The organism is Xanthomonas sp. CFBP 8445 (genome assembly GCF_025666235.1).
In the GTDB taxonomy this organism is placed as follows: domain Bacteria; phylum Pseudomonadota; class Gammaproteobacteria; order Xanthomonadales; family Xanthomonadaceae; genus Xanthomonas_A; species Xanthomonas_A indica.
In genome coordinates, this window is sequence record NZ_CP102594.1 from 4,229,500 (window position 1) to 4,249,283 (window position 19,784).

Here is a 19,784-nt window from a genome sequence, read left to right on the forward strand (position 1 = left end):
GCTCCCTGCCTCGCGCCAGCGCGTCGAACGCGACGGGCCGCGCCCACCGCGTCAGTCAAACAAGCCACCCTGGCGCGGCGCCGGCGCCAGTTGCGCGCGCAGCCGCTGCGGATCGTCCAGCCGCTGCCGCGGATGGTGATCGAGCACGCTGACGAACGGCAGCAGCTTCTTCAGCGGCACCCGCAGCCGCGCCAGGTCCTCGACCCGCAGCCGCGCGTGCCGCCGCGCCAGCAGCAGCCGCTCGACGTTGCGCGTGCCCAGCCCCGGCACCCGCAGCAGCAGTTCGCGCGCGGCGGTGTTGAGATCCACCGGGAACCGCTCGGGGTTGCGCAGCGCCCAGGCCAGCTTGGGATCCACGTCCAGGTCGAGCATGCCGCTGGCCGCGGGCGGGGCGATCTCCTCCACCGAGAAATCGTAGAACCGCAGCAGCCAGTCGGCCTGGTACAGGCGGTGTTCGCGCTGCAGCGGCGGCGCCAGCAACGGCAGCTTGGCGGAGGCGTCGGGAATCGGACTGAACGCGGAGTAGTAGACCCGGCGCAGGCGATAGTTGCCGTAGAGATTGTGGCTGGTGTGCAGGATCGCGCGGTCGTCCGCGCCGTCGGCGCCGACGATCATCTGCGTGCTCTGCCCGGCCGGGGCGAAGCGCGGCGGCTTGGCGCGCACCCGCGCCTCGGCTTTGCGCGCCTCCTTGCTCTCCTCGATGCGCCAGCGCAACTCGCCCATCGCCGCCCGGATGCCGCCGACGTTCTTCTCCGGCGCCAGTTGCGCCAGGCCGCCTTCGGTCGGCAACTCCACGTTGATGCTGAGCCGGTCGGCGTAGCGGCCGGCGGCGGCGAGCAGTTCCGGCGCCGCATCGGGAATGGTCTTGAGATGGATGTAGCCGGCGAAGCGATGCTCTTCGCGCAACTGCCGCGCCACCTCCACCAGTTGCTCCATGGTGTAGTCGCTGTTGCGGATGATGCCGCTGGAGAGGAACAGCCCTTCGATGTAGTTGCGCTTGTAGAAATCCAGGGTCAGCTTGACCACTTCGGCCGGGGTGAAGCGCGCGCGGCGCACGTTGCTGGAGACGCGGTTGACGCAGTACGCGCAGTCGAACACGCAGAAATTGGTCAGCAGGATCTTCAGCAGCGACACGCAGCGCCCGTCGGGCGTGTACGAATGGCAGATGCCCATGCCCTCGGTGCTGCCGATGCCGCCACTGCGCAGCGAATGGCGCTTGTCGGCGCCGCTGGAAGCGCAGGAGGCGTCGTACTTGGCCGCGTCGGCGAGCACGGCGAGTTTTTCGAGGGTATTCACCGGCCGACGATGCCGGGTCCGCGTCTCAAACGGTGAGACGCGGATGCGCTGCGGCCTTCACCGCCATGAATCGCTCAGGTCGACGCGCCGGCGTTCAGGCCGCTGCGCGCGCCGCGGCGCCATCGAAGCGATAGATGTCCATCGCCAGCAGGCCGGCGTCGATCCCGGCGTCGATGCGCTGCGCTCCCAGCCCCTCCGTGCCCGCCGCGCCCACCGCCACGTAGATCGGCAACCAGTGCTCGTCGGTGGGATGCGCACGCGCGGCGAACGGCGCCTGCCGACGGTAGTCGAGCATCGCCGGCACGTCGTCGCGGCGCAACGCCTGCTCGGTCCACTCGATGAACGGACGCACGTAGGGCACTTCCTTGCCCTCGGCGTAGCGGCCGAAGTCGTGCAGGTTGTGGGTGATGCTGCCCGAGCCGATCACCAGCACGCCGTCCTCGCGCAGCGGCGCCAGCGCGCGGCCCAGCGCCAGGTGGTGCTCCGGCCCCAGTTCCGGCTGGATCGACAGCGGTACCACCGGAATGTCGGCCTGCGGGTACAGCAGCGACAGCGGCACCCACACGCCATGGTCCAGCCCGCGGCGTTCGTCCAGCACCGGCGCCAGCCCGGCCTGCGCCAGCAGCTCGGCGACCTGGTGCGCCAGCGCCGGCGCACCCGGCGCCGGATACTGCATCGCGTACAGCGCCTGCGGGAAGCCGCCGAAGTCGTGGATGGTCGGCGGCTGCGCCGCGGCGCCGACCAATGGCCGCCGGCCCAGCCAGTGCGCCGAGGCCAGCACGATGGCGCGCGGCCGCGGCAGCGTCTTCGCCAGTTCGGCCAGGCGGGTGCCGACCAGGCCGGGCTGCAGCGCGGTCATCGGCGAACCGTGCGAGATGTACAGGGAGGGCAGACGAGACATGACAGGTCTCCGGAAGGGACAGGAAACACCGCGCTCAGCGCGTGCGCAACGTGAAGCGGCCGTCACCGATCAGGAACAGCACCGCCAGCGCCAGCGCCCAGAACGCCGGGTACTCCCAGCCGCCGCCGGGATTGGCGAAGCCGAAGCCGTTGGCGCCGTGCACGCTGACGATGGTGCCGAGCAGCAGCGGGATGCCGAGCAGCCCCACCCAGCGCGCGTACACGCCGAGCAGCAAGGCCGCGGCGAGAGTGAACTCCAGCGCCATCGCCACATAGCCCACCGCGCCCGGCAACCCGAGCGACACGAAGTAGGCGGCGGTGCCGGCCGGGGTGAACACCAGCAGCTTGGTCAGTGCATGCACCAGGAACAGCGCGCCCAGGGCCAGGCGCAGCAGGGTGGCACCGTAGGGCGCCAGGCGGGAGACGGGAGCGGACATGGGAGACCTCACGACGGACCATGGGATGGGGAACGCTGTACAGGCTATTCCCGTCGCCGCCACGAATAAATTATCGTTATTTCGAGAATTCATTTCGGGATCCGCAACAATGGATACGCTTGATGCGATGCGGGTGTTCGTCGCCGTGGTCGACCGCAACGGCTTCAACGCCGCCGCCGAGGCGCTGGGCATGTCCACGGCCAGCGTCACCCGCCAGGTGGCGTGGCTGGAGCAACGCCTGGGCTCGCGCCTGCTCAACCGCACCACCCGCCGGGTCAGCCCGAGCAGCGTCGGCGCCGCCTACTACCAGCGCTGCCAGATGTTGCTGGCCGAGTTCGACGACATGGAGGCGGCGGTCGGCGAGCAGGCGCTGACGCCCTCGGGCACGCTGCGGATCAACGCCCCCTTCAGTTTCAGCATCGCCCGGCTCGGGCCGCGCCTGGCCGGCTACAGCGCGCGCTATCCGCAGGTGGCACTGGACCTGACCCTGTCCGACCGCCTGGTGGACATCGTCGAGGAAGGCTACGACCTGGCGATCCGCATCACCCGCCAGGTGGCGCCGACCTTGATCGCGCGCAAGCTCGGCGAAGTGCAGGCCTTCCTGTGCGCGGCGCCGGCCTACCTGGCGCGCGCCGGCACGCCGCAGCTGGCGGCCGACCTGGCCGGCCACGCCTTCCTCAGCTACAGCTACGTGCAGGACGACCTGACGCTGCACGGCCCCGAGGGAGCGACCCAGGTGCGGGTGGCCGGCACCCTGCGCGCCAATTGCGGCGACGTGCTGCGCGAGGCGGCCATCGCCGGCATGGGCATTACCATGCAGCCGGACTTCATGGCCGAGGCGGCACTGGAAGATGGCCGCCTGGTACGGGTGCTGCCCGAGCACGAGGTCGGCCCGATCGGTGTCTACGCGGTGTACGCCAGCCGCAGCCACCTGGCGCCGAAGGTGCGCAGCTTCATCGACTACCTGGTCGAGGTCGGCATCGACCGCACCATGCGCTCCCCGGCCGAGAACTGAACCGAACCGCGGCGCGCGGTCGGACACAACATCCCGCCGATGGCGCTGATCCGGGCAGCCGGGCATGCGCACAATGCCCGCGCTTCCCCCCCCCCTCACCTCAGGAGTCCGCTTATGAGCAAGATCGCGATCGTCTACTTCAGCGGCTACGGCCACACCGTCAAGCAGGCCGAGGCCGTGCACGCCGGCGCCGCCAGCGTCGGCGAGGCCACGCTGTACCGCATCGACCAGGACGGCAACCTGCCCGACGGCGCCTGGGAGGCCATCGGCCAGGCCGACGCCATCATCTACGGCAGCCCGACCTACATGGGCGGCCCGGCCTGGCAGTTCAAGAAGTTCGCCGACGCCAGCTCCAAGCCGTGGTTCTCGCAGGCCTGGAAGGACAAGATCGCCGCCGGCTTCACCAACTCGGCCTCGGTCAACGGCGACAAGTTCGCCACCATCGAATACTTCTGGACCCTGGCCCAGCAGCACGGCCAGATCTGGGTCGGCACCGGCCTGCTGCCGTCCAACACCAAGGCGCACGGCCCCAACGACGTGAACTGGACCGCCGGCTCCGGCGGCGCGCTGGCGATCTCGCCGTCCGACGCCTCGCCGGACGAGGCGCCGCGCAGCGGCGACCTGGAGACCGCGCGCCTGCTCGGCAAGCGCGTGGCCGAGTTCGCCGCCAGGCTCAAGGGCTGATCGCAGGCGGCGCCGTCCATCATCGACGGCGCCGCTCCGCTGCCGCCGCAACGATCACGCTGCAGGGGTGGCGACGCGTTGCGGTATCTCGGGCATGGGGCCGCGTTCAAGGTAGGTACCGAGCACGACATAGCTGTGGGTGGCACGTACGCCCTTGACCGCTTGAATACTGGACAGCAGCCGCTCCAGGCCAGCCGGGTCCGCGCAGCGCACCTTCAGGATCAGGCAGGTGTTTCCGGTCGCGGTATGGATCTCCTCGACATCGGCCAATTCCCGCAAGGCCTGGATCGGCTCGGTCATGCCCCATCCCTCCGTCGTGACGTGGACGAAGGCAAGGAGCGGGCAACCGATCTTTGCGCCGCCGAGCTGCGCGACCGTGCCGCGCATGAAACCGCCGCGGCGCAATCGCTTCACCCGCTCATGCGCTGCCGGAGCGGACAGGTGCACCCGTTCCGAAAGCTCGGAATAGGACCTGTCGGCGTTTTCCGCGAGCAGCCTTAATAACGTTCGGTCGGTGCTGTCGAGGCCGGAGGGGTGCGTCGCTCCGCGCAGAACCGCGTTCGTTTTTGCGTTCATCCTCTCGCTTTTCGTTCGCCAAGAGCGTCTGAATCTGTACCTTATCGCCGTATGCGCCCCATGAGACCGACATTTCAGCGAATCGTATTCGGATCAAGCAGACCGCTGCGCTGCTGGCCGCGGTTCTGCTTGTGGGGTCGAACGCCTTCGTGCTGACCCCGATCCTGTCGGACGTAGCGGCAGCGCTTGGGACAGAACCGTTCCGCATCGCATGGGCGATTTCGGCCTTTGGCGCAGCGACGGCGGTGTCGGCGCTGACGCTTGGGACACTGATCGACCGACGTCCCGCCGGATGGGTGCTGGGCGGGGCCACACTGCTATTGGCGCTGGCAGCCAGCAGCGTCAGCCAGACTTGGGTCTGGCTCTGCCTGGCGCCGGCCTTGGCCGGGGTTGCGACCGGGGTTCTGCTTCCCGGCACGTATGCGACGGCGGTGGCGACGGCGCCGCAAGGGCGCGAGGCCGCGCGTCTTGGGATCGTGCTGACAAGCTGGGCGCTGTCGCTGGTGCTGGCGGTGCCATTGGCGGCCTTTGTCGCCGCAGGCTTCGGCTGGCGGGCGTCTAGGTCCTGCTGGCGGGAATGTCCGTGCTGATCGCCCTGTGGATGTTACGGGTCTTGCGCGGGGTCGGCAGCGAACCCGGCAAGGCGCGGCGGACGTCTCCATTACAGGCATTGCGGGTACCGCGGGTGGCGCCGCTGCCTGTGCTGATATTCGCCTACATGACGGCGTTTTACGGCAGCTTCGCCTTTTTCGGCGAAGGCGTACGCCATGCCTTCGTCCTATCGGCGCAAGCGACCAGCATGTTCGTGTTGGCCTACGGGCTGGGGTTCGGTGCGGCTGGGGTCGGGGTCGGCATTGCTGCGCCCCAGATCCAGCGCCGCTATACGATGGCGGTGCTTCTCGGTATTGGAGCCAGCTATTTCGGTTGGCGCTTTGCCTTGGCGACACCCGTCGGCGGCGTTCGCCGCCGCCGTGCTTTGGGGAGCGCTCAACCAGCTTGGGCTGAACGCCCTGGTGTTCTCGTTGAACCGTAGCGCGGCGCAAGCGCGAGGCGCGGTGATGGGCCTGAACAGCGCAGTCACCTATGCGGCGGTCTTCGTGGGTCCGATGCTCATGGGGCTGCTCTATGCGGGATCGGGGTTTGTCGCGGTCGCGACCCTTGCCACCGGTTTGGTGTGGATCGCTGGCCCTGGCGAGCTGGAAAGCCTTCGATGCGCTCTGAGCGGATGCCAGCGTCTGGCGCATGACTCCCGATCGGCACGCGCCGGTTTAGCCGTCGCGGACCTCGATCGCAGGCGAAGCAGATCCCGCGCATGGTTTACGCCACGACAGACGGCGGCAACCAGGCGGACGCTACGATCCCAGACAGCGGCGCTCACTGGCCGCCGGCGCGGCCACGGGCCAGCGCCAGGCGCCGCTCGCGCATCCACAGGAACAGCGGCAGGCCCGAGGACACTCCCACCGTCAACAACGCCAGCAGCGGCAGCCAGCGCCGGCGCATGCCCAGGCGCTGGCCTTCGATCAGCACCAGCGCGATCACCGCCAGCGCCGCGACCAGCACGTCGCACCAGGCGAACAGCGCCTGCGGCGAGCCAGCGATGTGCCGCAGCAGCAGCGGCACATCCAGCCCGTACTGCTGCAACCAAGGCCAGAAGGCCGCCAATGGCAAGGCCGTTCCGAGTACGAACAAACCGGCATACAGTGCGCGCATCGTGACCTCGTCCAGACAGAGTTGCGCGCAAGCGTACGTCGCCGGCGCGGCGTTTCCCACACGCGGCGGCGTTCAGATCCGCCTCGGCATCGCTGCACTACGCTGGCGCCTGCATCCCCGGAGCGCGCGCCGGCGCATGCCGCCAGCGGCGCGCGGCCACCACGGAGTACCGACAATGCAGCGACTGCGCATCGCAGTGGACATGGACGAAGTGATCGCCGACGCGCTGTCGGCGCAGTTGGCGTGGCTGCAGAAGCGCTTCGGCTATGTCTGGGAAGCGCCGCAACTGCACGGCAAACGCCTGCGGCAATTGCTCGCCGCCGAGCACGCCGAGGCGCTGGAAGCGCATCTGCAATTGGGCGAGTTCTTCGGCACCCTGCGCTGCATGCCGGGCAGCCAGGAGGCGCTGCGCCGGCTGGCGCGCCGCCACGAGGTGTTCGTCACCACCGCGGCGATGGAATATCCGGCATCGATGCCGTTCAAGTGGACCTGGCTGCGCACTCACTTCGATTTTCTGGACCCGCTGAACATCGTGTTCTGCGGCGACAAACGTATCGTCGCCGCGGACATCATGATCGACGACAACGCGCGCCATTTCGCCCATTTCCGCGGCCAGGGCGTGCTGTTTTCCGCGCCCCACAACGCCGCCGAGCAGCGCTACCCGCGCCTGCACGGCTGGGACGAGGCCGACGCGCTGCTGCAACGTCTGGCGTAGCAGCGCTGACTCGGCGCGCAGTCGCGCGCCAGCCGCCATCGCTAGACCGCATCCCCAAGGAGATCGCAATGGACAGACGTACCGTACTCGGCCTGCTCGCCGGCAGCGCTGCCGGCCTGCTGCCGGGCGCGGCCGCGGCGCACGACCACATGCATGCAGACGCGCATGCCGACGCGGCCTGGGCCGAGCGCTTCGCGCGCCTGCCGGGGGTGCGCCTGCAAGGCGACGAACAGATCGCGATGCTGCTCTATCCCGGTTTCACCGCGCTGGATCTGGTCGGTCCCTATCACTTCCTGGCCGGGATGATGGGCGCCCAGGTGCATCTGGTCAGCAGCGGCGAGGACCTGACCCCGGTCCGCAGCGACATGGGCCTGGCGATCGCGCCGACCGTCACCTATGCCGATTGCCCGCGCAAGCTCACCCTGGTGTTCGTGCCCGGCGGTACCGACGGCACCCTCGCGGCGGCGCGCGATCCGCGCACCCTGGCCTTCCTGCGCGAGACCGCGGTCCACGCCGACTACCTCACCAGCGTGTGCACCGGTGCGTTGATCCTCGGCGCGGCCGGATTGCTGCGCGGGCGCCGCGCCACCTCGCACTGGTCGGTGCGCCCGCTGCTGGCGCGCTTCGGCGCCACCCCGGTGGATGCGCGGGTGGTCGAGGACGGCAAACTGATCACCGGCGCCGGGGTCTCGGCAGGGCTGGATTTCGGCCTGTCCGTGGTCTCCAGGCTGCGCGGCCAGCCCTATGCCGCCGCCTCGATGCTGACCGCCGAGTATCACCCGCAGCCGCCGTTCGCCGGCGGCACCATGGCGACCACGCCGGCCGCGGTCGCCACGCCGATGGCGGCGATGTTCGCGCCGTTCGTGACCGCGGCCAAGACCCTGCAGCCGCTGCCGGCGCTGCCGGAATAAGAGCAGCCGACAAAACTACTGCGCGCCGGGCAGCACGGCGCCGGCCGCATGCGCCGCGCGCAGGTGATCGATGAACACGCGCAGCTTCGGCGGCAGGTGCTCGCGCGCCGGGTAGTAGATGTGCCAGCCGGCGAACGGCGCATGCCAGTCGTCCAGCACCCGCTGCAGGCGGCCGGCGGCGACGTCGGCGGCGACCTGCCACTCGAACGCCTGGCCCAGCCCCAGACCGCGGCGCGCGGCGTCCAGGCCGACCGCGGTGTCGTTGACCACCAGCCGCCCGGTGACCTCGACCAGAAAATCGTGGCCGTCGCGGGTGAATTCCCAGGCCTGCAGGCGGCCGTCGGTGCGCCGCCAGCGGATGCAGTCGTGCTCGGCCAGCTCGGCCGGCGTGCGTGGCACCCCGTGCGCGGCGAAGTACGCCGGCGCGGCCACCACCGTCTGCCGCTGCGGCGGCCCCACCGGCACCGCGATCATGTCGCGTGCCAGGCTCTCGCCCAGGCGGATGCCGGCGTCGAAGCCGCCGGCGACGATGTCGGCCAGGGTCCGGTCCGAATACAGCTCCACGCTGACCTCCGGATAGCGCGCCAGGAACGCCGGCAACTGCGGGCACACCAGTTGCTCGGCGGCCACCAGCGGCAGGTTGATGCGCAGCGTGCCGGCCGGGCGGTCGCGCAGGAAATCCAGGTCGGCGAAGGCCGCGTCGATCTGCGCCAGGCCCGGCGCCACCCGCTGCAGGAAGCGCTCGCCATGCTCGCTCAGGCCGACCCGGCGGGTGGTGCGGTTGAGCAGGCGCGCGCCCAGCTGCGCCTCCAGCGCGCGCAGCGTCTGCGACAAGGCCGAGGGCGAGACGCCCAGTTCGGCCGCGGCGCGGGTGAAGCTGCCGTGGTGGGCCACGCGGACGAAGGCGACGACGGCGGAGAGCGGCGGTGGACGGTGCATGGGAACTGGCAACAGCGGCAGGGCGGACGCGTGATGTGGCGCCCGCGATTATTTAGCACACCTTCAAAGCACATGCAGATTCCACCGATTTATCCGTGGCGACGCGGCGCCTACAGTGCCCGCACCTCACCTGGAGACCGCTGCAATGGCCCTCGATCACTACCGCCTGCTCGGCCGCTCCGGCCTGCGCGTCAGCCCGCTGTGCCTGGGTACCATGACCTTCGGCGCCGACTGGGGCTGGGGCGCGGACGAGGCCGAGGCGCGCCGCCTGTTCGACCTGTACGTCGATGCCGGCGGCAACTTCCTCGATACCGCCAACATCTACACCAACGGCAGCGCCGAGACCCTGCTCGGCCGCTTCGTCGCCGGCCGCCGCGACCGCCTGGTGATCGCCAGCAAGTTCGCGCTCAATCCCTTCCCCGGCGACCCCAACGGCGGCGGCAACCACCGCAAGGCGCTGCTGCGCTCGGTCGACGCCAGCCTGGCGCGGCTGGGCACCGACTACCTGGACCTGCTGTACCTGCATGCCTGGGACGGCACCACCGGCATCGACGAGGTCATGCGCGGTTTCGACGACCTGGTGCGCGCCGGCAAGATCCTCTACGCCGGCATCTCCGACACCCCCGCCTGGCAGGTGGCGCGCATGCAGACCCTGGCCGACCTGCGCGGCTGGACGCCGTTCGTCGCCCTGCAGATCGAATACTCGCTGGCGCAGCGCACGGTCGAGCGCGAACTAGTGCCGATGGCCGAGGCGCTGGGCATGTCGGTGCTGGCCTGGTCGCCGCTGGCGATGGGCGTGCTCACCGGCAAGTACGGCGCCGCCGACCTGGCGCGGGTGCGCGCGGCCGCCTCCGGCGGCGCGCAGGTCGATGGCGTGGGCCGCGCCGAGGTCGCGCATTCGCAACGGACCTTCAACGAGCACGCGCTGGCGGTGGCCGAGGCGGTGGTGGCGCTGGCCGCCGACCTGCAGCGCTCGCCGGCGCAGGTGGCGCTGGCCTGGCTGCTGGCGCGTGGGGCGATGCCGATCGTCGGCGCACGCAGCGTGACGCAACTGCAGGACAACCTGGGCGCCCTGACCTTGCACCTGGACGCCGAGGCGCTGCAGCGGCTGGACGCGGCCAGCGCGATCGAACTGGGCTTCCCGCACGACTTCCTGGCCTCGCCGAATCCGCAGGCGCTGCTGAGCGGCGGCACCCGCATCCAGCCGCGCTGAGCGCGGCGACCGTCCCTTCGCACACGAGGAGCGTTGCATGGCATCCACCACGACCACACTGCCGAGCAGCATGACCCTGGCCGAGGCCGAAGCGGCCGGCATCGCGCAGATCACCGCGCTGATGGGTCCGCAGCAGGGTGCGGCGATCCGCGCCCTGGCCGACGACGCGGACACCGCACTGAGCGGCCGCGGCGCCGCCATCGCCTTCGGCGAGATCTATCGCGCCGACGGCCCACTGGACCTGCGGACCCGCGAACTGGTCACGGTGGCGGTGCTGGCCAGCCTCGGCCACGCCGCACCGCAGTTGCGCCTGCATCTGCGCGCCGCGCAGGCGGCAGGCGCCAGCCGTGCAGAGATCTTCGCCGTGCTCGACCAGCTGTACGCCTACGTCGGCTTCCCCACCGCGCTCAACGCGCTCGCCATCGCCCGCGAGGTGCTGGACGCGCCCTCACCCTGAGCGAACCGGACACCGGCCACGCTTTCCCTCCCCTCCCCCTCAGGAGCAGTTCCATGCAAACCCGCACCCTCGGCCGCAACGGCCCCCGCGTCTCCGCCCTCGGCCTCGGCTGCATGGGCATGAGCGCGTTCTACGGCGGCCGCAGCGACGACGCCGCCGCGATCGCGGTCATCCATGCCGCGATCGAGCACGGCGTCAGCCTCATCGACACCGCCGACATGTACGGCCCGCATACCAACGAAGTGCTGGTCGGCAAGGCGCTGGCAGGGCGCCGCGACCAGGTCGTGCTGGCGACCAAGTTCGGCATCAAGCTCGACCCCAACGACCCGGCCGCGCGCGGCATCGACGGCCGCCCGGAGTACGTGCAGTCCGCCTGCGAGGCCAGTCTGCGCCGGCTCGGCGTGGACCATATCGACCTGTACTACCAGCACCGCGTGGACCCGAACGTGCCGATCGAGGACACCGTCGGGGCGATGGCGCGGCTGGTGGAACAGGGCAAGGTGCGCTTCCTGGGCCTGTCCGAAGCCGCTGCCGGCACCATCCGCCGCGCCCACGCGGTGCATCCGATCACCGCGCTGCAGAGCGAGTACTCGCTGTGGTCGCGCGACCCGGAACACGACGGCGTGCTGGAGACGGTGCGCGAGCTGGGCATCGGCTTCGTGCCCTACTCGCCGCTGGGCCGCGGCTTCCTGACCGGCGCGATCCGCTCGCCGGAGGACTTCGAGGCCGACGACTACCGGCGCCATTCGCCGCGCTTCCAGGGCGAGAACTTCGCCCGCAACCTGCAACTGGTGGAGCGGGTGCGCGAACTGGCCCAGGCCAAGGGCGTGACCCCGGGCCAACTGGCGCTGGCCTGGGTGCTGGCGCAGGGCGAGGACCTGGTGCCGATCCCCGGCACCAAGCGCCTGGCCTACCTGGAGGAGAACCTGGGCGCGCTGCAGGTGAAGCTGAGCGCCGAGGAGCTGGCGCAGATCGAGGCGATCTTCCCCGCCGGTGCCGCCGCCGGCCATCGCTACCCCGCCGCCTCGCGCGGCGCGCTGCAGGGCTGAACCGCGTCCCCGGCCGCGGCGCGGGTCGATTGCCCGCGCCGCGCCGGCCCCGCATGATGCGCGGGTGATCTCCTTCATCGTCCCCGCGCACGACGAAGCCGCCCTGATCGGCGACACGCTGGCCTCGCTGCACGTCGCCGCCCAGGCGCTGCGGCTGGACTGCGAGACGCTGGTGGTGGCCGACGCCTGCAGCGACGCCACCGCCGAGATCGCGCGCCGGCATGGCGCGCAGGTGCTGGAGGTGGAACTGCGGCACATCGCCGCCGTGCGCAATGCCGGCGCCGCCGCCACCAGCGGCCGCCACCTGCTGTTCGTCGATGCCGACACCCGGGTCAATACGCCGCTGCTGGCCGCGGCGCTGCGCGCGCTGGGCACCGGCGCGGTCGGCGGCGGGGCGCAGGTGCGCCTGCTCGGCGACATCGCCTGGCACGAACGCCTGGCCCAGGCGCTGTTCGGCTGGCTGTTCCGCTGCACCGGCATCGCCCCCGGCTGCTTCCTGTTCTGCACGCGCAGCGCCTTCCTCGCCGCCGGCGGCTTCGACGAGCGCTACTACGCCGGCGAGGACGTCGCCCTGAGCCGCGCGCTGGCGCGGCAGGGACGCTTCGTGATCCTGCGCGAGCCGGTGCACACCTCCGACCGCAAGCTGCGCAGCTTCAGCAAGCGCGAGCACCTAGGGCTGTTGCTGCAGTTGCTGCGCCGCGGCCGCGGCCTGCTGCGCTCGCGCGACGGCCTGGGCTTCTGGTACGGGCAGCGCCGCGGGCGCTAGGGCGTGTCGTCAATTCCGCACAGGCGGCGTCGGGTCGGCAAAGCGGTTGCGCCCAAGCGGGCGGCTTCCTACGCTCCGCAAATGAGCGAGAACGGCACCCTGGAAATCAGGAACGCGGCGATGGCGGACCGGCAGGCGATCGTGGCGCTGATGGCGGCGCTGGACTATGCCGGAACCGAGGACTTCATCGAGGCCCGCCTGGCGCAGCTCCTGGCGCACCCGGACGCGGCCTTGCTGGTGGCCGCCGCAGGTGACGACGTTTTGGGTGTGTTGTCGCTGCACTTTCTGCCGCAGTTGGCATTGGCCGGCGACATCTGCCGCATCAGCTATTTCTGCGTCGACGATCGCGCGCGCGGCGCCGGGGTGGGACAGCGTTTGCTGGCGGAGGGCGAGGCGCTGGCGCGGCAGCGCGGCTGCGACCGCCTGGAGGTGCACTGCCACAGCCGGCGCGAACGCGCGCACGCCTTCTATCGGCGGGAAGGCTTTGTCGAAGCGCCCAAGTATTTCGCCAAGTCGCTGCGCGATTGAGGACTGTCTGAGGTCGCCAGCCGCAGACAGCGGCGGCGCGATCGTCCCAAGCGCGGTTGCCGGCGCCGACGTGCTGGCAGTACGCTGCGCGCCCCTTGTGCGAGCTTTACGGATGAGCGTCCACACCAGCAGGCCCATTGCGCTGCGTCTCCTCGGCACGGGCGAGTATCTGCCCGCGCAGCAAGTGCCGGCGGAGACCTTCGACCGGCGCTGGGGCAAGCCCACCGGCTGGACCCTGCGGCATACCGGGGTGGCCACGCGGCACTATGCGGGCGCCGACGAGCCGGCCACCTTGATGGGCGAGCGCGCCGCGCGCGCGGCGCTGGAGGCGGCGCAGTTGCAGGCACACGAGGTCGATTGCGTGATCAGCGCCTGCAGCCTGATGGAACAGGCGATCCCGTGCAGCGCCGCGCTGCTGCACGCGCGGCTGGGCCTGCAGGGCAGCGGCATCCCGGCCTTCGACATCAACGCCACCTGCCTGAGCTTCATCGCCGCGCTCGACCTGGCCGCGGCCGCGATCGCCGCCGGCCGCTATCGCCGCGTGCTGATCGTCTCCAGCGAGATCGCCAGCGTCGGCCTCAACCCGGACGATGCGGACACCGCGCCGCTGTTCGGCGATGGCGCCGCGGCGGTGGTGCTCGGCGCCGACGCAGGCGACAGCGGTTCGCAATTGCTGACCGCGCGCCTGGAAACCTATTCCGAAGGCATCGACCACTGCCGCGTGCGCGCCGGCGGCACCCGCCTGCGCCTGGATCACGGTGTCGACGCGCTGCGCGCCGGCTCGCAGTTCGAAATGAACGGCCGCGCCACCTACCGCCTGGCCGCAGCGAAGCTGCCCGGCTTCCTGCAGCGGCTGCTGGCGCAGGCCGGGGTCGAGCTGGCGCAGCTGCGGCGGATCGTGCCGCACCAGGCCAGCGCCAAGGCGCTGCGCCACCTGCGCGTGGCGCTGGGGCTGGCGCCGGATGCGCTGATCGAGGTGATCGGCCACCGCGGCAACCAGATGGCCGCGTCGATTCCCGGCGCGCTGCACCAGGCGATCGCCAGCGGCCGCATCGTCCGCGGCGACCTGATCGGCCTGGTCGGCTCCGGCGCCGGGCTGGCGTTCGGCGGCGCGGTGTTGCGCTACTGACATGGCCCGCGTCCTGGTCACCGGCGCGTCCGGGTTCATCGGCGCCTACATCGTGCGCGCCCTGGCCGAGGCCGGCGTACCGGTGCGTGCCAGCGGCCGCGACGCCGCCAAGCTGGCGGCCTTCGCCAACGATCCGCGCATCGAGGTGCAGCGCGCCGACCTCTGCCACGACGCGTTGGCGCCGCTGCTGCAGGGCTGCGATGCGGTGATCCACTGCGCCGCGCTATCGGCGCCGTGGGCCAGCGCCGAGACCTTCCGCCTGGCCAACGTGGTCGCCACCGAACGCCTGCTCGCCGCCGCGCTGGCCGCGCGCGTGCGCCGCTTCGTGCACTTCAGTTCGCCGAGCATCTACTTCCGCTTCGCCGATCAATACCAGATCACCGAAGACTTCACCCCGCCGGCGCGCTGGATCGGCGGCTACCCGCAGACCAAGTGGGAAGCCGAGGAGAAGGTGCGCGCGGCGGCGGCGGCCGGGCTGCCGGCGGTGGTGCTGCGCCCGCGCGCGGTGTTCGGCCATGGCGACAACGCGATCGTGCCGCGGCTGCTGGCGGTGGCGCAGCGCGGCTGGTTCCCGCTGGTCCACGGCGGACGCGCGATGATCGACGTGTGCTGCGTGGAGAATGCCGTGGCCGCGGCGCTGGCCGCGCTGCGTGCCGAGCACATCGGCGACGGCCGCGCCTACAACATCAGCAACGGCACCCCGATCGCGGTACGCGACCTGCTGACCGAGTTGTTCGCGGTGCTGCGCCTGCGCGTGCGGCTGCTGCCGGTGCCGCGCGGGCCGGCGCTGGCCCTGGCCACGCTCGGCGAACAGATCGCGCTGCGCCGACACGGCCAACCCGAGCCGCGGCTCAGCCGCTACGGCATCGGCGTGCTCGGCTATTCGCAGACGCTGGACATCGGCCGCGCGCGCCGCGAACTCGGCTATGCGCCGGTGCTGTCGACCGAGGCCGGGCTGGCCGCACTGGGGCAGCCATGAGCGCGCCCCGGCTGCGCTGGCGGCTGTACGAAGCCGGCCACTGCACGCATCCCGAACGCGCCACGCGCCGCGGCGCGCCGCTGGCGCCGTGTCCGTTCCCGGCGCTGGCGGCCCTGCTGCAGCATCCGCAGCACGGCGACCTGCTGTTCGATACCGGCTACGCGCGCCACTTCTTCGACGCCACCGCGCGCTTTCCCGAGCGCCTGTATCGCTGGCTGACCCCGGTGCAGCTGACGCCAGGGCAATCGCTGCGCGAACAACTCGCTCGCGACGGCGTGGAGCCGGACCGCATCGGCTGGATCGTGCTGTCGCACTTCCACGGCGACCACGTCGGCGGCGTCGCCGACTTCCCGCAGGCGCGCCTGGCCTGCGCGCAACAGGCCTGGGACGACCTGCAGCGCCGCGGTCGCCTGACCGCGTTGCGCGAAGGCTTCCTGCCGGCGCTGCTGCATGGCGCGCGCCCGCGCATGCACTGGATCGAGGCGCTGCCCGCGGCCGCAACGCCCGCCGCGCTGCGCGACTTCGGCACGCCGCGCGATCTGTTCGGCGACGCCAGCGTGCTGCTGGTGCCGCTGCCCGGGCATGCGCCGGGCCACTACGGCCTGTGGTTCGAGGACGCGCATGGCCCGGTGTTCCTGATCGCCGATGCGGCCTGGTCCAGCGCCGCGCTCGCCGACGGCACGCCACCGCCGGCGCTGGTCACCCGCCTGCTCGGCGAGCATCGCGTGTACCGCGACACGCTGGCGCGGCTGCATGCGCTGCGCCAGGCCGAGCCGAGCTTGCGGCTGGTGCCCTCGCATTGCCGGCAGTGGCGGCCGGCGCCGCAGGCGCACGCCGATGGCTGAGGCGCCCGGCGTCCTGATCACCGGCGCGCGCGCGCCGGTCGCGCTGGACCTGGCGCGCCGTTTCGCCGCGCAGGGCTGGCGGGTGCATCTGGCCGACAGCGTCGCCAGCCGCATTTCCGGCTGGTCGCGCGCAGTGGCCGCGCATCACCGCGTGGCGCCGGCTCGCGATGCGCCGCGCGCCTGGCTGGCCGACCTCAATGCCCTGCTCGCGCGCGAGCGCATCGACGTGCTGGTACCGACCTGCGAGGAGGTGTTCTACCTGGCCCGCTACCGCAGCGCGCTGCCGGCGCAGTTGCACCTGCCGCTGCACGACTTCGACACGTTGCGTACGCTGCACAGCAAGTACCACTTCATGGAACTGGCGCGCGGGCTGGGTAGCGACGTGGAGGTGCCCGCCGGCGTGCGCGTGCGCAACCTGGCGCAGGCGCGCGAATGGGCCGGCAGCGCCCCGCTGGTGCTCAAGCCGGAATTCTCGCGCTTCGGCGTGCATGTGCGTCTGTACCCGGACGGTGTACCCGCCGACGCCGCGCCGCTTCCCGCGCAGGGCGACTGGGTCGCGCAGCGCTACTGTGCGGGCGAGGAGCGCTGCTCGTACGCGCTGGCGCGCGACGGTGTGTTGCTGGCGCATGCGGTGTACCGCCCGCGCTACCGCCTGCGGCGCAGTTCCAGCTATTACTTCGACGCGGCGCCGGATCCGCAGATCGAGCGCTTCACCGCGCAGCTGGTGCAGGCGCTGCGCTTCACCGGGCAGATCTCCTTCGACTGGATGGTGTCTTCGGAAGGGCGCTGCAGCGTGATCGAATGCAATCCGCGCGCGACCAGCGGCCTGCACCTGTTCGCCGCAGCCGATCCGCTGGTGGGCGTGCTGTGCGGCGACGCGGGCGCGGCGCCGGCACCGTTGCGCCCGGCCAACGATCGCGCAGCGATGCTGGGCGTGCTGATGCTCGGCGCGGCCTTGCCGGCGGCACTGGGCCACGGCCGCCTGCGGCAGTGGCGCCAGGACTACGCACGCGCCGAGGACGTGCTGGCGCCGCGCGGCGACCGCTGGCCATTGGCCGGCACGCTGTGCGACTTGGGCAGCCATGCGCGGCTGGCGCTGGCGCAGCGCTGCAGCGTGCGCGAGGCCGCCACCCGCGATACCGAGTGGGACGGCGAGGCGCTGCCGCCGCCATGAGCGCCGGCACCACCGACGCCGCGGCCGCCGATTACCTCGCGCAGCTGCAACGCTTCGCCGCGCTGCATGCTGGCGGCGACGCGCAGCGGCTGGCCGACAATGCGCATGCACGCATCGAGGTGCTGCGCGCCGGCGCACTGGCGCTGCCGGTGACGGTCGGCGAGCGCCACCCGGGCAATGCCTGGGTCTGCTCTCCGCGCACCACGTATGCCGACTATGCCGCCGAGGAAGCGGCGCGGCTGCTGCCGGGCGCGCTGTCCGCACCGGTGCGCGGGCTGTGCGGCGGCATCGGCGCGTGGCTGGACTGGGCGCGCATCGACCGCGCGGTCACCCTCAACAACTGGCTGCTGTCCACCAACCTGTATCCGCCGCTGCCGCCGAGCGGCCTGCGCACGCTGCTGGACGCCGCACGCGCGCGCTGGCCCGACCACGCGCTGTGGTTCCGCTCGCTCAACGCGGTGGACACGCCGCAGTGGCTGCACGCGCTGCAGGCCGAGGGCTTCACCCTGATCGCCAGCCGCCAGGTGTACCTGTACGAGGACTGGCCGCAGCTGCTGCGCCACCGCGACCTGGCCCGCGACCTCAAGCTGGTCGACCGCCGCGACCTGCAGCGCTGCGGCAACGACGCCATCGGCGAGGCCGATTACCCGCGCATCGCCGCGCTGTATGCGCAGCTGTATCTGGAAAAATATTCGCATTGCAATCCGGCCTACCACGCCGGCTTCCTGCGCGCCTGGCACCGCGCCGGGCTGCTGCGCTTCGATGGCTTCCGCGACACCACCGGGCACCTGGTGTGCATCACCGGCCTGTTCGGCATCGGCGGCACCGTCACCGCGCCGATCGTCGGCTACGACCTGCGCCTGCCGCAGCGGCTGGCGCTGTACCGCACCCTCACCGCCTGCGGCATCGACCATGCGCGACGGTACGGCCAGCGCCTCAACCAGAGCGCCGGCGCCGCCAGCTTCAAACGCCAGCGCGGCGGCGTGCCGGTCATCGAATACAGCGCGGTCGATGCGCGCCATTTGCCGTTGCGGCGACGCCAGCCGATCGCCGCGCTCGGCGCGCTGACCCGGCGCATCGGCGTGCCGCTGATGCGCCGGTATCGGCTGTGAGCGGCGCCGCGCCGCGCGTTTTGTATTCCGTAACCGTTTTCAGCGCAAAACCCGCGTGTTTTGCCGAATGCCGGGCGCACCCGCTGCCTTATACTTTGCTGCACCTGCAACACCCCATCGCCGCTGTGGCCCGGGACATCTGTGGAATGGATTGCGCATCTGGCCCATGCCGGCACCCTGTTGATCGTCAACGCATTGCTCGCGGCAGTGTCCTCGGCGATGTTCCTGGCGCTGTACGTCACCGGCCGCAAGGAACGTCACGCGCGCAGCCTGTTGCTGCTGGCGCTGAGCTACGGCGTGTTCGCCCTGGGCTTCGGCACCCTGCTGGCGCCGGCCTGGCACTACATGGCGGACTGGGTCGCGCCCGCCGGCAACGTCACCCTGGACGTGGCCACCGTACTGACGCTGGTCGCGGTGAACGTCTACCTGCAGCGCCCGCTGCTGCAATGGACGTTGCTGATACCGGTCGCACTGCTGTGCGCACTGGAACTCTACAGCCTGCACTACGCCGGCCTCGATCACCGGATCATGGTGATCTTCGGCGGCCTGTTGCGCGGCATGCTGACCGTGGCCACGGCGGTGGTGCTGTGGCGCCATGCCGACAGCACGGTGCGCGCGGCGGCGCGCTTCACCGCCGTCTTCCATTTCCTGTGGGCTGGCATGGTGGGACTGCGGGTGGCCTGGTGGGCCTTCCATCCCGACGTCGACACCAGCTTCGACCCGACCACCAACTTCGGCCTGCTCTCGCGCATCGTGCTGACCGCCAGCATCACGCCCGGCTTTCTGTGGATGCTGACCCGCGAAATGAACGCGGAACTGACCCGGCACGCCTCGCAGGATCCGCTGACCGGGGTCACCAACCGCCGGGTGATGTGGGAGCGCGGCGAGGCGGCGACCCTCGATGCCGCACGCCGGCAGGCGTCGATCGCGGTGCTGATGATCGACGTGGACCATTTCAAGTCGATCAACGATCGCTTCGGTCACGCCGTCGGCGACCAGGTATTGATCGCCATCGCGCAGACACTGGCGCAGCAGATCCGCGTGCCCGACCTGCTGGCGCGCATCGGCGGCGAGGAGTTCATGGTGCTGGTTCCGCAGGCCGACGAGGCGGGCGTGCGCGATCTCGCCGAACGCCTACGGCGACGCATCGAACAGCAACAGATCGGCGCCGCGCAGGAGGCGCCGCTGGTGTGCACGGTGAGCATCGGCTATTGCCTGTCGCCAGGCGCGCAAGCGTCCTGGCAGGCCCTGGTGCTGGCGGCGGACCAGGCGCTGTACGCGGCCAAGCGCGCCGGCCGCAACCGGATCGCCGGCACCGCCCTCGCATGATCGCCTGCCGCGGACCACAC

General features: G+C 71.2%; 23 protein-coding genes. 17 read left to right on the forward strand and 6 right to left on the reverse strand.

Translation table 11 applies throughout. The features are described from left to right. Window positions 1-51: 51 nt before the first annotated feature. The 3 genes from NUG21_RS18210 to NUG21_RS18220 form a co-directional block, all read right to left on the reverse strand. Complete coding sequence (locus NUG21_RS18210; protein ID WP_263391600.1) at window positions 52-1,296, reverse strand: putative DNA modification/repair radical SAM protein; 1,245 nt, start codon at window positions 1,294-1,296, stop codon at window positions 52-54. A gap of 94 nt (window positions 1,297-1,390) precedes the next feature. After that, complete coding sequence (locus NUG21_RS18215; RefSeq protein ID WP_160946251.1) at window positions 1,391-2,197, reverse strand: DODA-type extradiol aromatic ring-opening family dioxygenase; 807 nt, start codon at window positions 2,195-2,197, stop codon at window positions 1,391-1,393. A 34-nt stretch (window positions 2,198-2,231) separates the two neighbouring features. Then, window positions 2,232-2,633, reverse strand: coding sequence for a DoxX family protein (locus NUG21_RS18220; protein WP_019798324.1), 402 nt, complete (start codon window positions 2,631-2,633; stop codon window positions 2,232-2,234). Window positions 2,634-2,742: 109 nt separating this feature from the next. Between NUG21_RS18220 and NUG21_RS18225 the strand changes: the two genes are divergently transcribed. Continuing rightward, window positions 2,743-3,648 carry a LysR family transcriptional regulator gene (locus NUG21_RS18225; RefSeq protein WP_160946249.1) on the forward strand — a complete coding sequence of 302 codons (906 nt, stop codon included), beginning with the start codon at window positions 2,743-2,745 and terminating at the stop codon, window positions 3,646-3,648. 114 nt (window positions 3,649-3,762) lie between these two features. Next, entirely contained in the window at window positions 3,763-4,332 is a 570-nt protein-coding gene (locus NUG21_RS18230) for a flavodoxin family protein (protein WP_263391601.1), read from the forward strand. Window positions 4,333-4,386: 54 nt separating this feature from the next. Here NUG21_RS18230 and NUG21_RS18235 read toward each other — a convergent pair whose 3' ends face one another. Further along, window positions 4,387-4,908 carry an Lrp/AsnC family transcriptional regulator gene (locus tag NUG21_RS18235; protein ID WP_019796649.1) on the reverse strand — a complete coding sequence of 174 codons (522 nt, stop codon included), beginning with the start codon at window positions 4,906-4,908 and terminating at the stop codon, window positions 4,387-4,389. A gap of 149 nt (window positions 4,909-5,057) precedes the next feature. Between NUG21_RS18235 and NUG21_RS18240 the strand changes: the two genes are divergently transcribed. Together NUG21_RS18240 and NUG21_RS18245 are read left to right on the forward strand one after the other, a co-directional pair. Further along, entirely contained in the window at window positions 5,058-5,498 is a 441-nt protein-coding gene (locus NUG21_RS18240) for an MFS transporter (protein ID WP_263391602.1), read from the forward strand. Next, window positions 5,486-5,941 carry a hypothetical protein gene (locus NUG21_RS18245; RefSeq protein WP_263391603.1) on the forward strand — a complete coding sequence of 152 codons (456 nt, stop codon included), beginning with the start codon at window positions 5,486-5,488 and terminating at the stop codon, window positions 5,939-5,941. The genes NUG21_RS18240 and NUG21_RS18245 overlap by 13 nt, the downstream gene beginning before the upstream one ends. Window positions 5,942-6,282: 341 nt before the next feature. On the opposite strand, the gene NUG21_RS18250 is transcribed toward NUG21_RS18245, so the two are convergent. Continuing rightward, entirely contained in the window at window positions 6,283-6,618 is a 336-nt protein-coding gene (locus NUG21_RS18250) for a DUF2834 domain-containing protein (RefSeq protein ID WP_263391604.1), read from the reverse strand. Between the two features lie 175 nt (window positions 6,619-6,793). Here NUG21_RS18250 and NUG21_RS18255 point away from each other — a divergent pair, with 175 nt between their 5' ends. After that, window positions 6,794-7,333 (forward strand): 5' nucleotidase, NT5C type, encoded by a 540-nt coding sequence (locus NUG21_RS18255; protein WP_263391605.1) that lies wholly within the window; start codon window positions 6,794-6,796, stop codon window positions 7,331-7,333. Between the two features lie 68 nt (window positions 7,334-7,401). Continuing rightward, the gene (locus NUG21_RS18260; protein ID WP_263391606.1) at window positions 7,402-8,244 is read left to right on the forward strand and encodes a DJ-1/PfpI family protein; all 843 of its coding nucleotides are present in this window, start codon (window positions 7,402-7,404) and stop codon (window positions 8,242-8,244) included. Between the two features lie 15 nt (window positions 8,245-8,259). On the opposite strand, the gene NUG21_RS18265 is transcribed toward NUG21_RS18260, so the two are convergent. Further along, on the reverse strand, window positions 8,260-9,183 hold the full coding sequence (locus NUG21_RS18265; RefSeq protein ID WP_263391607.1) for a LysR family transcriptional regulator: 924 nt from the start codon (window positions 9,181-9,183) through the stop codon (window positions 8,260-8,262). A gap of 145 nt (window positions 9,184-9,328) precedes the next feature. Between NUG21_RS18265 and NUG21_RS18270 the strand changes: the two genes are divergently transcribed. The 11 genes from NUG21_RS18270 to NUG21_RS18320 all read left to right on the forward strand — a co-directional run bounded on the left by NUG21_RS18270 (window position 9,329) and on the right by NUG21_RS18320 (window position 19,764). Further along, the gene (locus NUG21_RS18270) at window positions 9,329-10,396 is read left to right on the forward strand and encodes an aldo/keto reductase (protein WP_160946246.1); all 1,068 of its coding nucleotides are present in this window, start codon (window positions 9,329-9,331) and stop codon (window positions 10,394-10,396) included. 37 nt (window positions 10,397-10,433) lie between these two features. Then, the gene (locus tag NUG21_RS18275) at window positions 10,434-10,853 is read left to right on the forward strand and encodes a carboxymuconolactone decarboxylase family protein (protein ID WP_263391608.1); all 420 of its coding nucleotides are present in this window, start codon (window positions 10,434-10,436) and stop codon (window positions 10,851-10,853) included. Window positions 10,854-10,906: 53 nt separating this feature from the next. Next, a complete protein-coding gene (locus tag NUG21_RS18280) occupies window positions 10,907-11,902 on the forward strand; it encodes an aldo/keto reductase (RefSeq protein ID WP_263391609.1) in 996 nt (331 codons plus the stop codon). A 64-nt stretch (window positions 11,903-11,966) separates the two neighbouring features. Then, window positions 11,967-12,668 carry a glycosyltransferase gene (locus tag NUG21_RS18285; protein WP_160946244.1) on the forward strand — a complete coding sequence of 234 codons (702 nt, stop codon included), beginning with the start codon at window positions 11,967-11,969 and terminating at the stop codon, window positions 12,666-12,668. An 81-nt stretch (window positions 12,669-12,749) separates the two neighbouring features. Continuing rightward, window positions 12,750-13,196, forward strand: coding sequence for a GNAT family N-acetyltransferase (locus NUG21_RS18290; protein WP_263391610.1), 447 nt, complete (start codon window positions 12,750-12,752; stop codon window positions 13,194-13,196). Between the two features lie 112 nt (window positions 13,197-13,308). Next, window positions 13,309-14,325, forward strand: a complete 1,017-nt coding sequence (locus NUG21_RS18295) for a 3-oxoacyl-[acyl-carrier-protein] synthase III C-terminal domain-containing protein (RefSeq protein WP_263391611.1) — start codon at window positions 13,309-13,311, stop codon at window positions 14,323-14,325. A gap of 1 nt (window position 14,326) precedes the next feature. After that, window positions 14,327-15,304, forward strand: a complete 978-nt coding sequence (locus NUG21_RS18300; RefSeq protein ID WP_263391612.1) for an NAD-dependent epimerase/dehydratase family protein — start codon at window positions 14,327-14,329, stop codon at window positions 15,302-15,304. Next, complete coding sequence (locus NUG21_RS18305) at window positions 15,301-16,149, forward strand: MBL fold metallo-hydrolase (protein ID WP_263391613.1); 849 nt, start codon at window positions 15,301-15,303, stop codon at window positions 16,147-16,149. The genes NUG21_RS18300 and NUG21_RS18305 overlap by 4 nt, the downstream gene beginning before the upstream one ends. Beyond that, window positions 16,142-17,323 (forward strand): ATP-grasp domain-containing protein, encoded by a 1,182-nt coding sequence (locus NUG21_RS18310; protein WP_263391614.1) that lies wholly within the window; start codon window positions 16,142-16,144, stop codon window positions 17,321-17,323. Before NUG21_RS18305 ends, NUG21_RS18310 begins: the two co-directional genes overlap by 8 nt. Then, a complete protein-coding gene (locus tag NUG21_RS18315) occupies window positions 17,320-18,435 on the forward strand; it encodes a hypothetical protein (RefSeq protein ID WP_263391615.1) in 1,116 nt (371 codons plus the stop codon). The genes NUG21_RS18310 and NUG21_RS18315 overlap by 4 nt, the downstream gene beginning before the upstream one ends. Before the next feature lie 141 nt (window positions 18,436-18,576). Further along, complete coding sequence (locus NUG21_RS18320) at window positions 18,577-19,764, forward strand: GGDEF domain-containing protein (protein ID WP_019797944.1); 1,188 nt, start codon at window positions 18,577-18,579, stop codon at window positions 19,762-19,764. The last annotated feature ends 20 nt before the right edge of the window (window positions 19,765-19,784 follow it).

Bases quoted from the DNA above. Each gene is read 5' to 3' on its own strand.
- NUG21_RS18215 (WP_160946251.1), bottom strand. From the start codon at position 2,197: ATGTCTCGTCTGCCCTCCCTGTACATCTCGCACGGTTCGCCGATGACC.
- NUG21_RS18220 (WP_019798324.1), bottom strand. From the start codon at position 2,633: ATGTCCGCTCCCGTCTCCCGCCTGGCGCCCTACGGTGCCACCCTGCTG.
- NUG21_RS18225 (WP_160946249.1), top strand. From the start codon at position 2,743: ATGGATACGCTTGATGCGATGCGGGTGTTCGTCGCCGTGGTCGACCGC.
- NUG21_RS18230 (WP_263391601.1), top strand. From the start codon at position 3,763: ATGAGCAAGATCGCGATCGTCTACTTCAGCGGCTACGGCCACACCGTC.
- NUG21_RS18235 (WP_019796649.1), bottom strand. From the start codon at position 4,908: ATGAACGCAAAAACGAACGCGGTTCTGCGCGGAGCGACGCACCCCTCC.
- NUG21_RS18245 (WP_263391603.1), top strand. From the start codon at position 5,486: ATGTCCGTGCTGATCGCCCTGTGGATGTTACGGGTCTTGCGCGGGGTC.
- NUG21_RS18250 (WP_263391604.1), bottom strand. From the start codon at position 6,618: ATGCGCGCACTGTATGCCGGTTTGTTCGTACTCGGAACGGCCTTGCCA.
- NUG21_RS18255 (WP_263391605.1), top strand. From the start codon at position 6,794: ATGCAGCGACTGCGCATCGCAGTGGACATGGACGAAGTGATCGCCGAC.
- NUG21_RS18260 (WP_263391606.1), top strand. From the start codon at position 7,402: ATGGACAGACGTACCGTACTCGGCCTGCTCGCCGGCAGCGCTGCCGGC.
- NUG21_RS18265 (WP_263391607.1), bottom strand. From the start codon at position 9,183: ATGCACCGTCCACCGCCGCTCTCCGCCGTCGTCGCCTTCGTCCGCGTG.
- NUG21_RS18270 (WP_160946246.1), top strand. From the start codon at position 9,329: ATGGCCCTCGATCACTACCGCCTGCTCGGCCGCTCCGGCCTGCGCGTC.
- NUG21_RS18275 (WP_263391608.1), top strand. From the start codon at position 10,434: ATGGCATCCACCACGACCACACTGCCGAGCAGCATGACCCTGGCCGAG.
- NUG21_RS18280 (WP_263391609.1), top strand. From the start codon at position 10,907: ATGCAAACCCGCACCCTCGGCCGCAACGGCCCCCGCGTCTCCGCCCTC.
- NUG21_RS18290 (WP_263391610.1), top strand. From the start codon at position 12,750: ATGAGCGAGAACGGCACCCTGGAAATCAGGAACGCGGCGATGGCGGAC.
- NUG21_RS18295 (WP_263391611.1), top strand. From the start codon at position 13,309: ATGAGCGTCCACACCAGCAGGCCCATTGCGCTGCGTCTCCTCGGCACG.
- NUG21_RS18300 (WP_263391612.1), top strand. From the start codon at position 14,327: ATGGCCCGCGTCCTGGTCACCGGCGCGTCCGGGTTCATCGGCGCCTAC.
- NUG21_RS18305 (WP_263391613.1), top strand. From the start codon at position 15,301: ATGAGCGCGCCCCGGCTGCGCTGGCGGCTGTACGAAGCCGGCCACTGC.
- NUG21_RS18310 (WP_263391614.1), top strand. From the start codon at position 16,142: ATGGCTGAGGCGCCCGGCGTCCTGATCACCGGCGCGCGCGCGCCGGTC.
- NUG21_RS18315 (WP_263391615.1), top strand. From the start codon at position 17,320: ATGAGCGCCGGCACCACCGACGCCGCGGCCGCCGATTACCTCGCGCAG.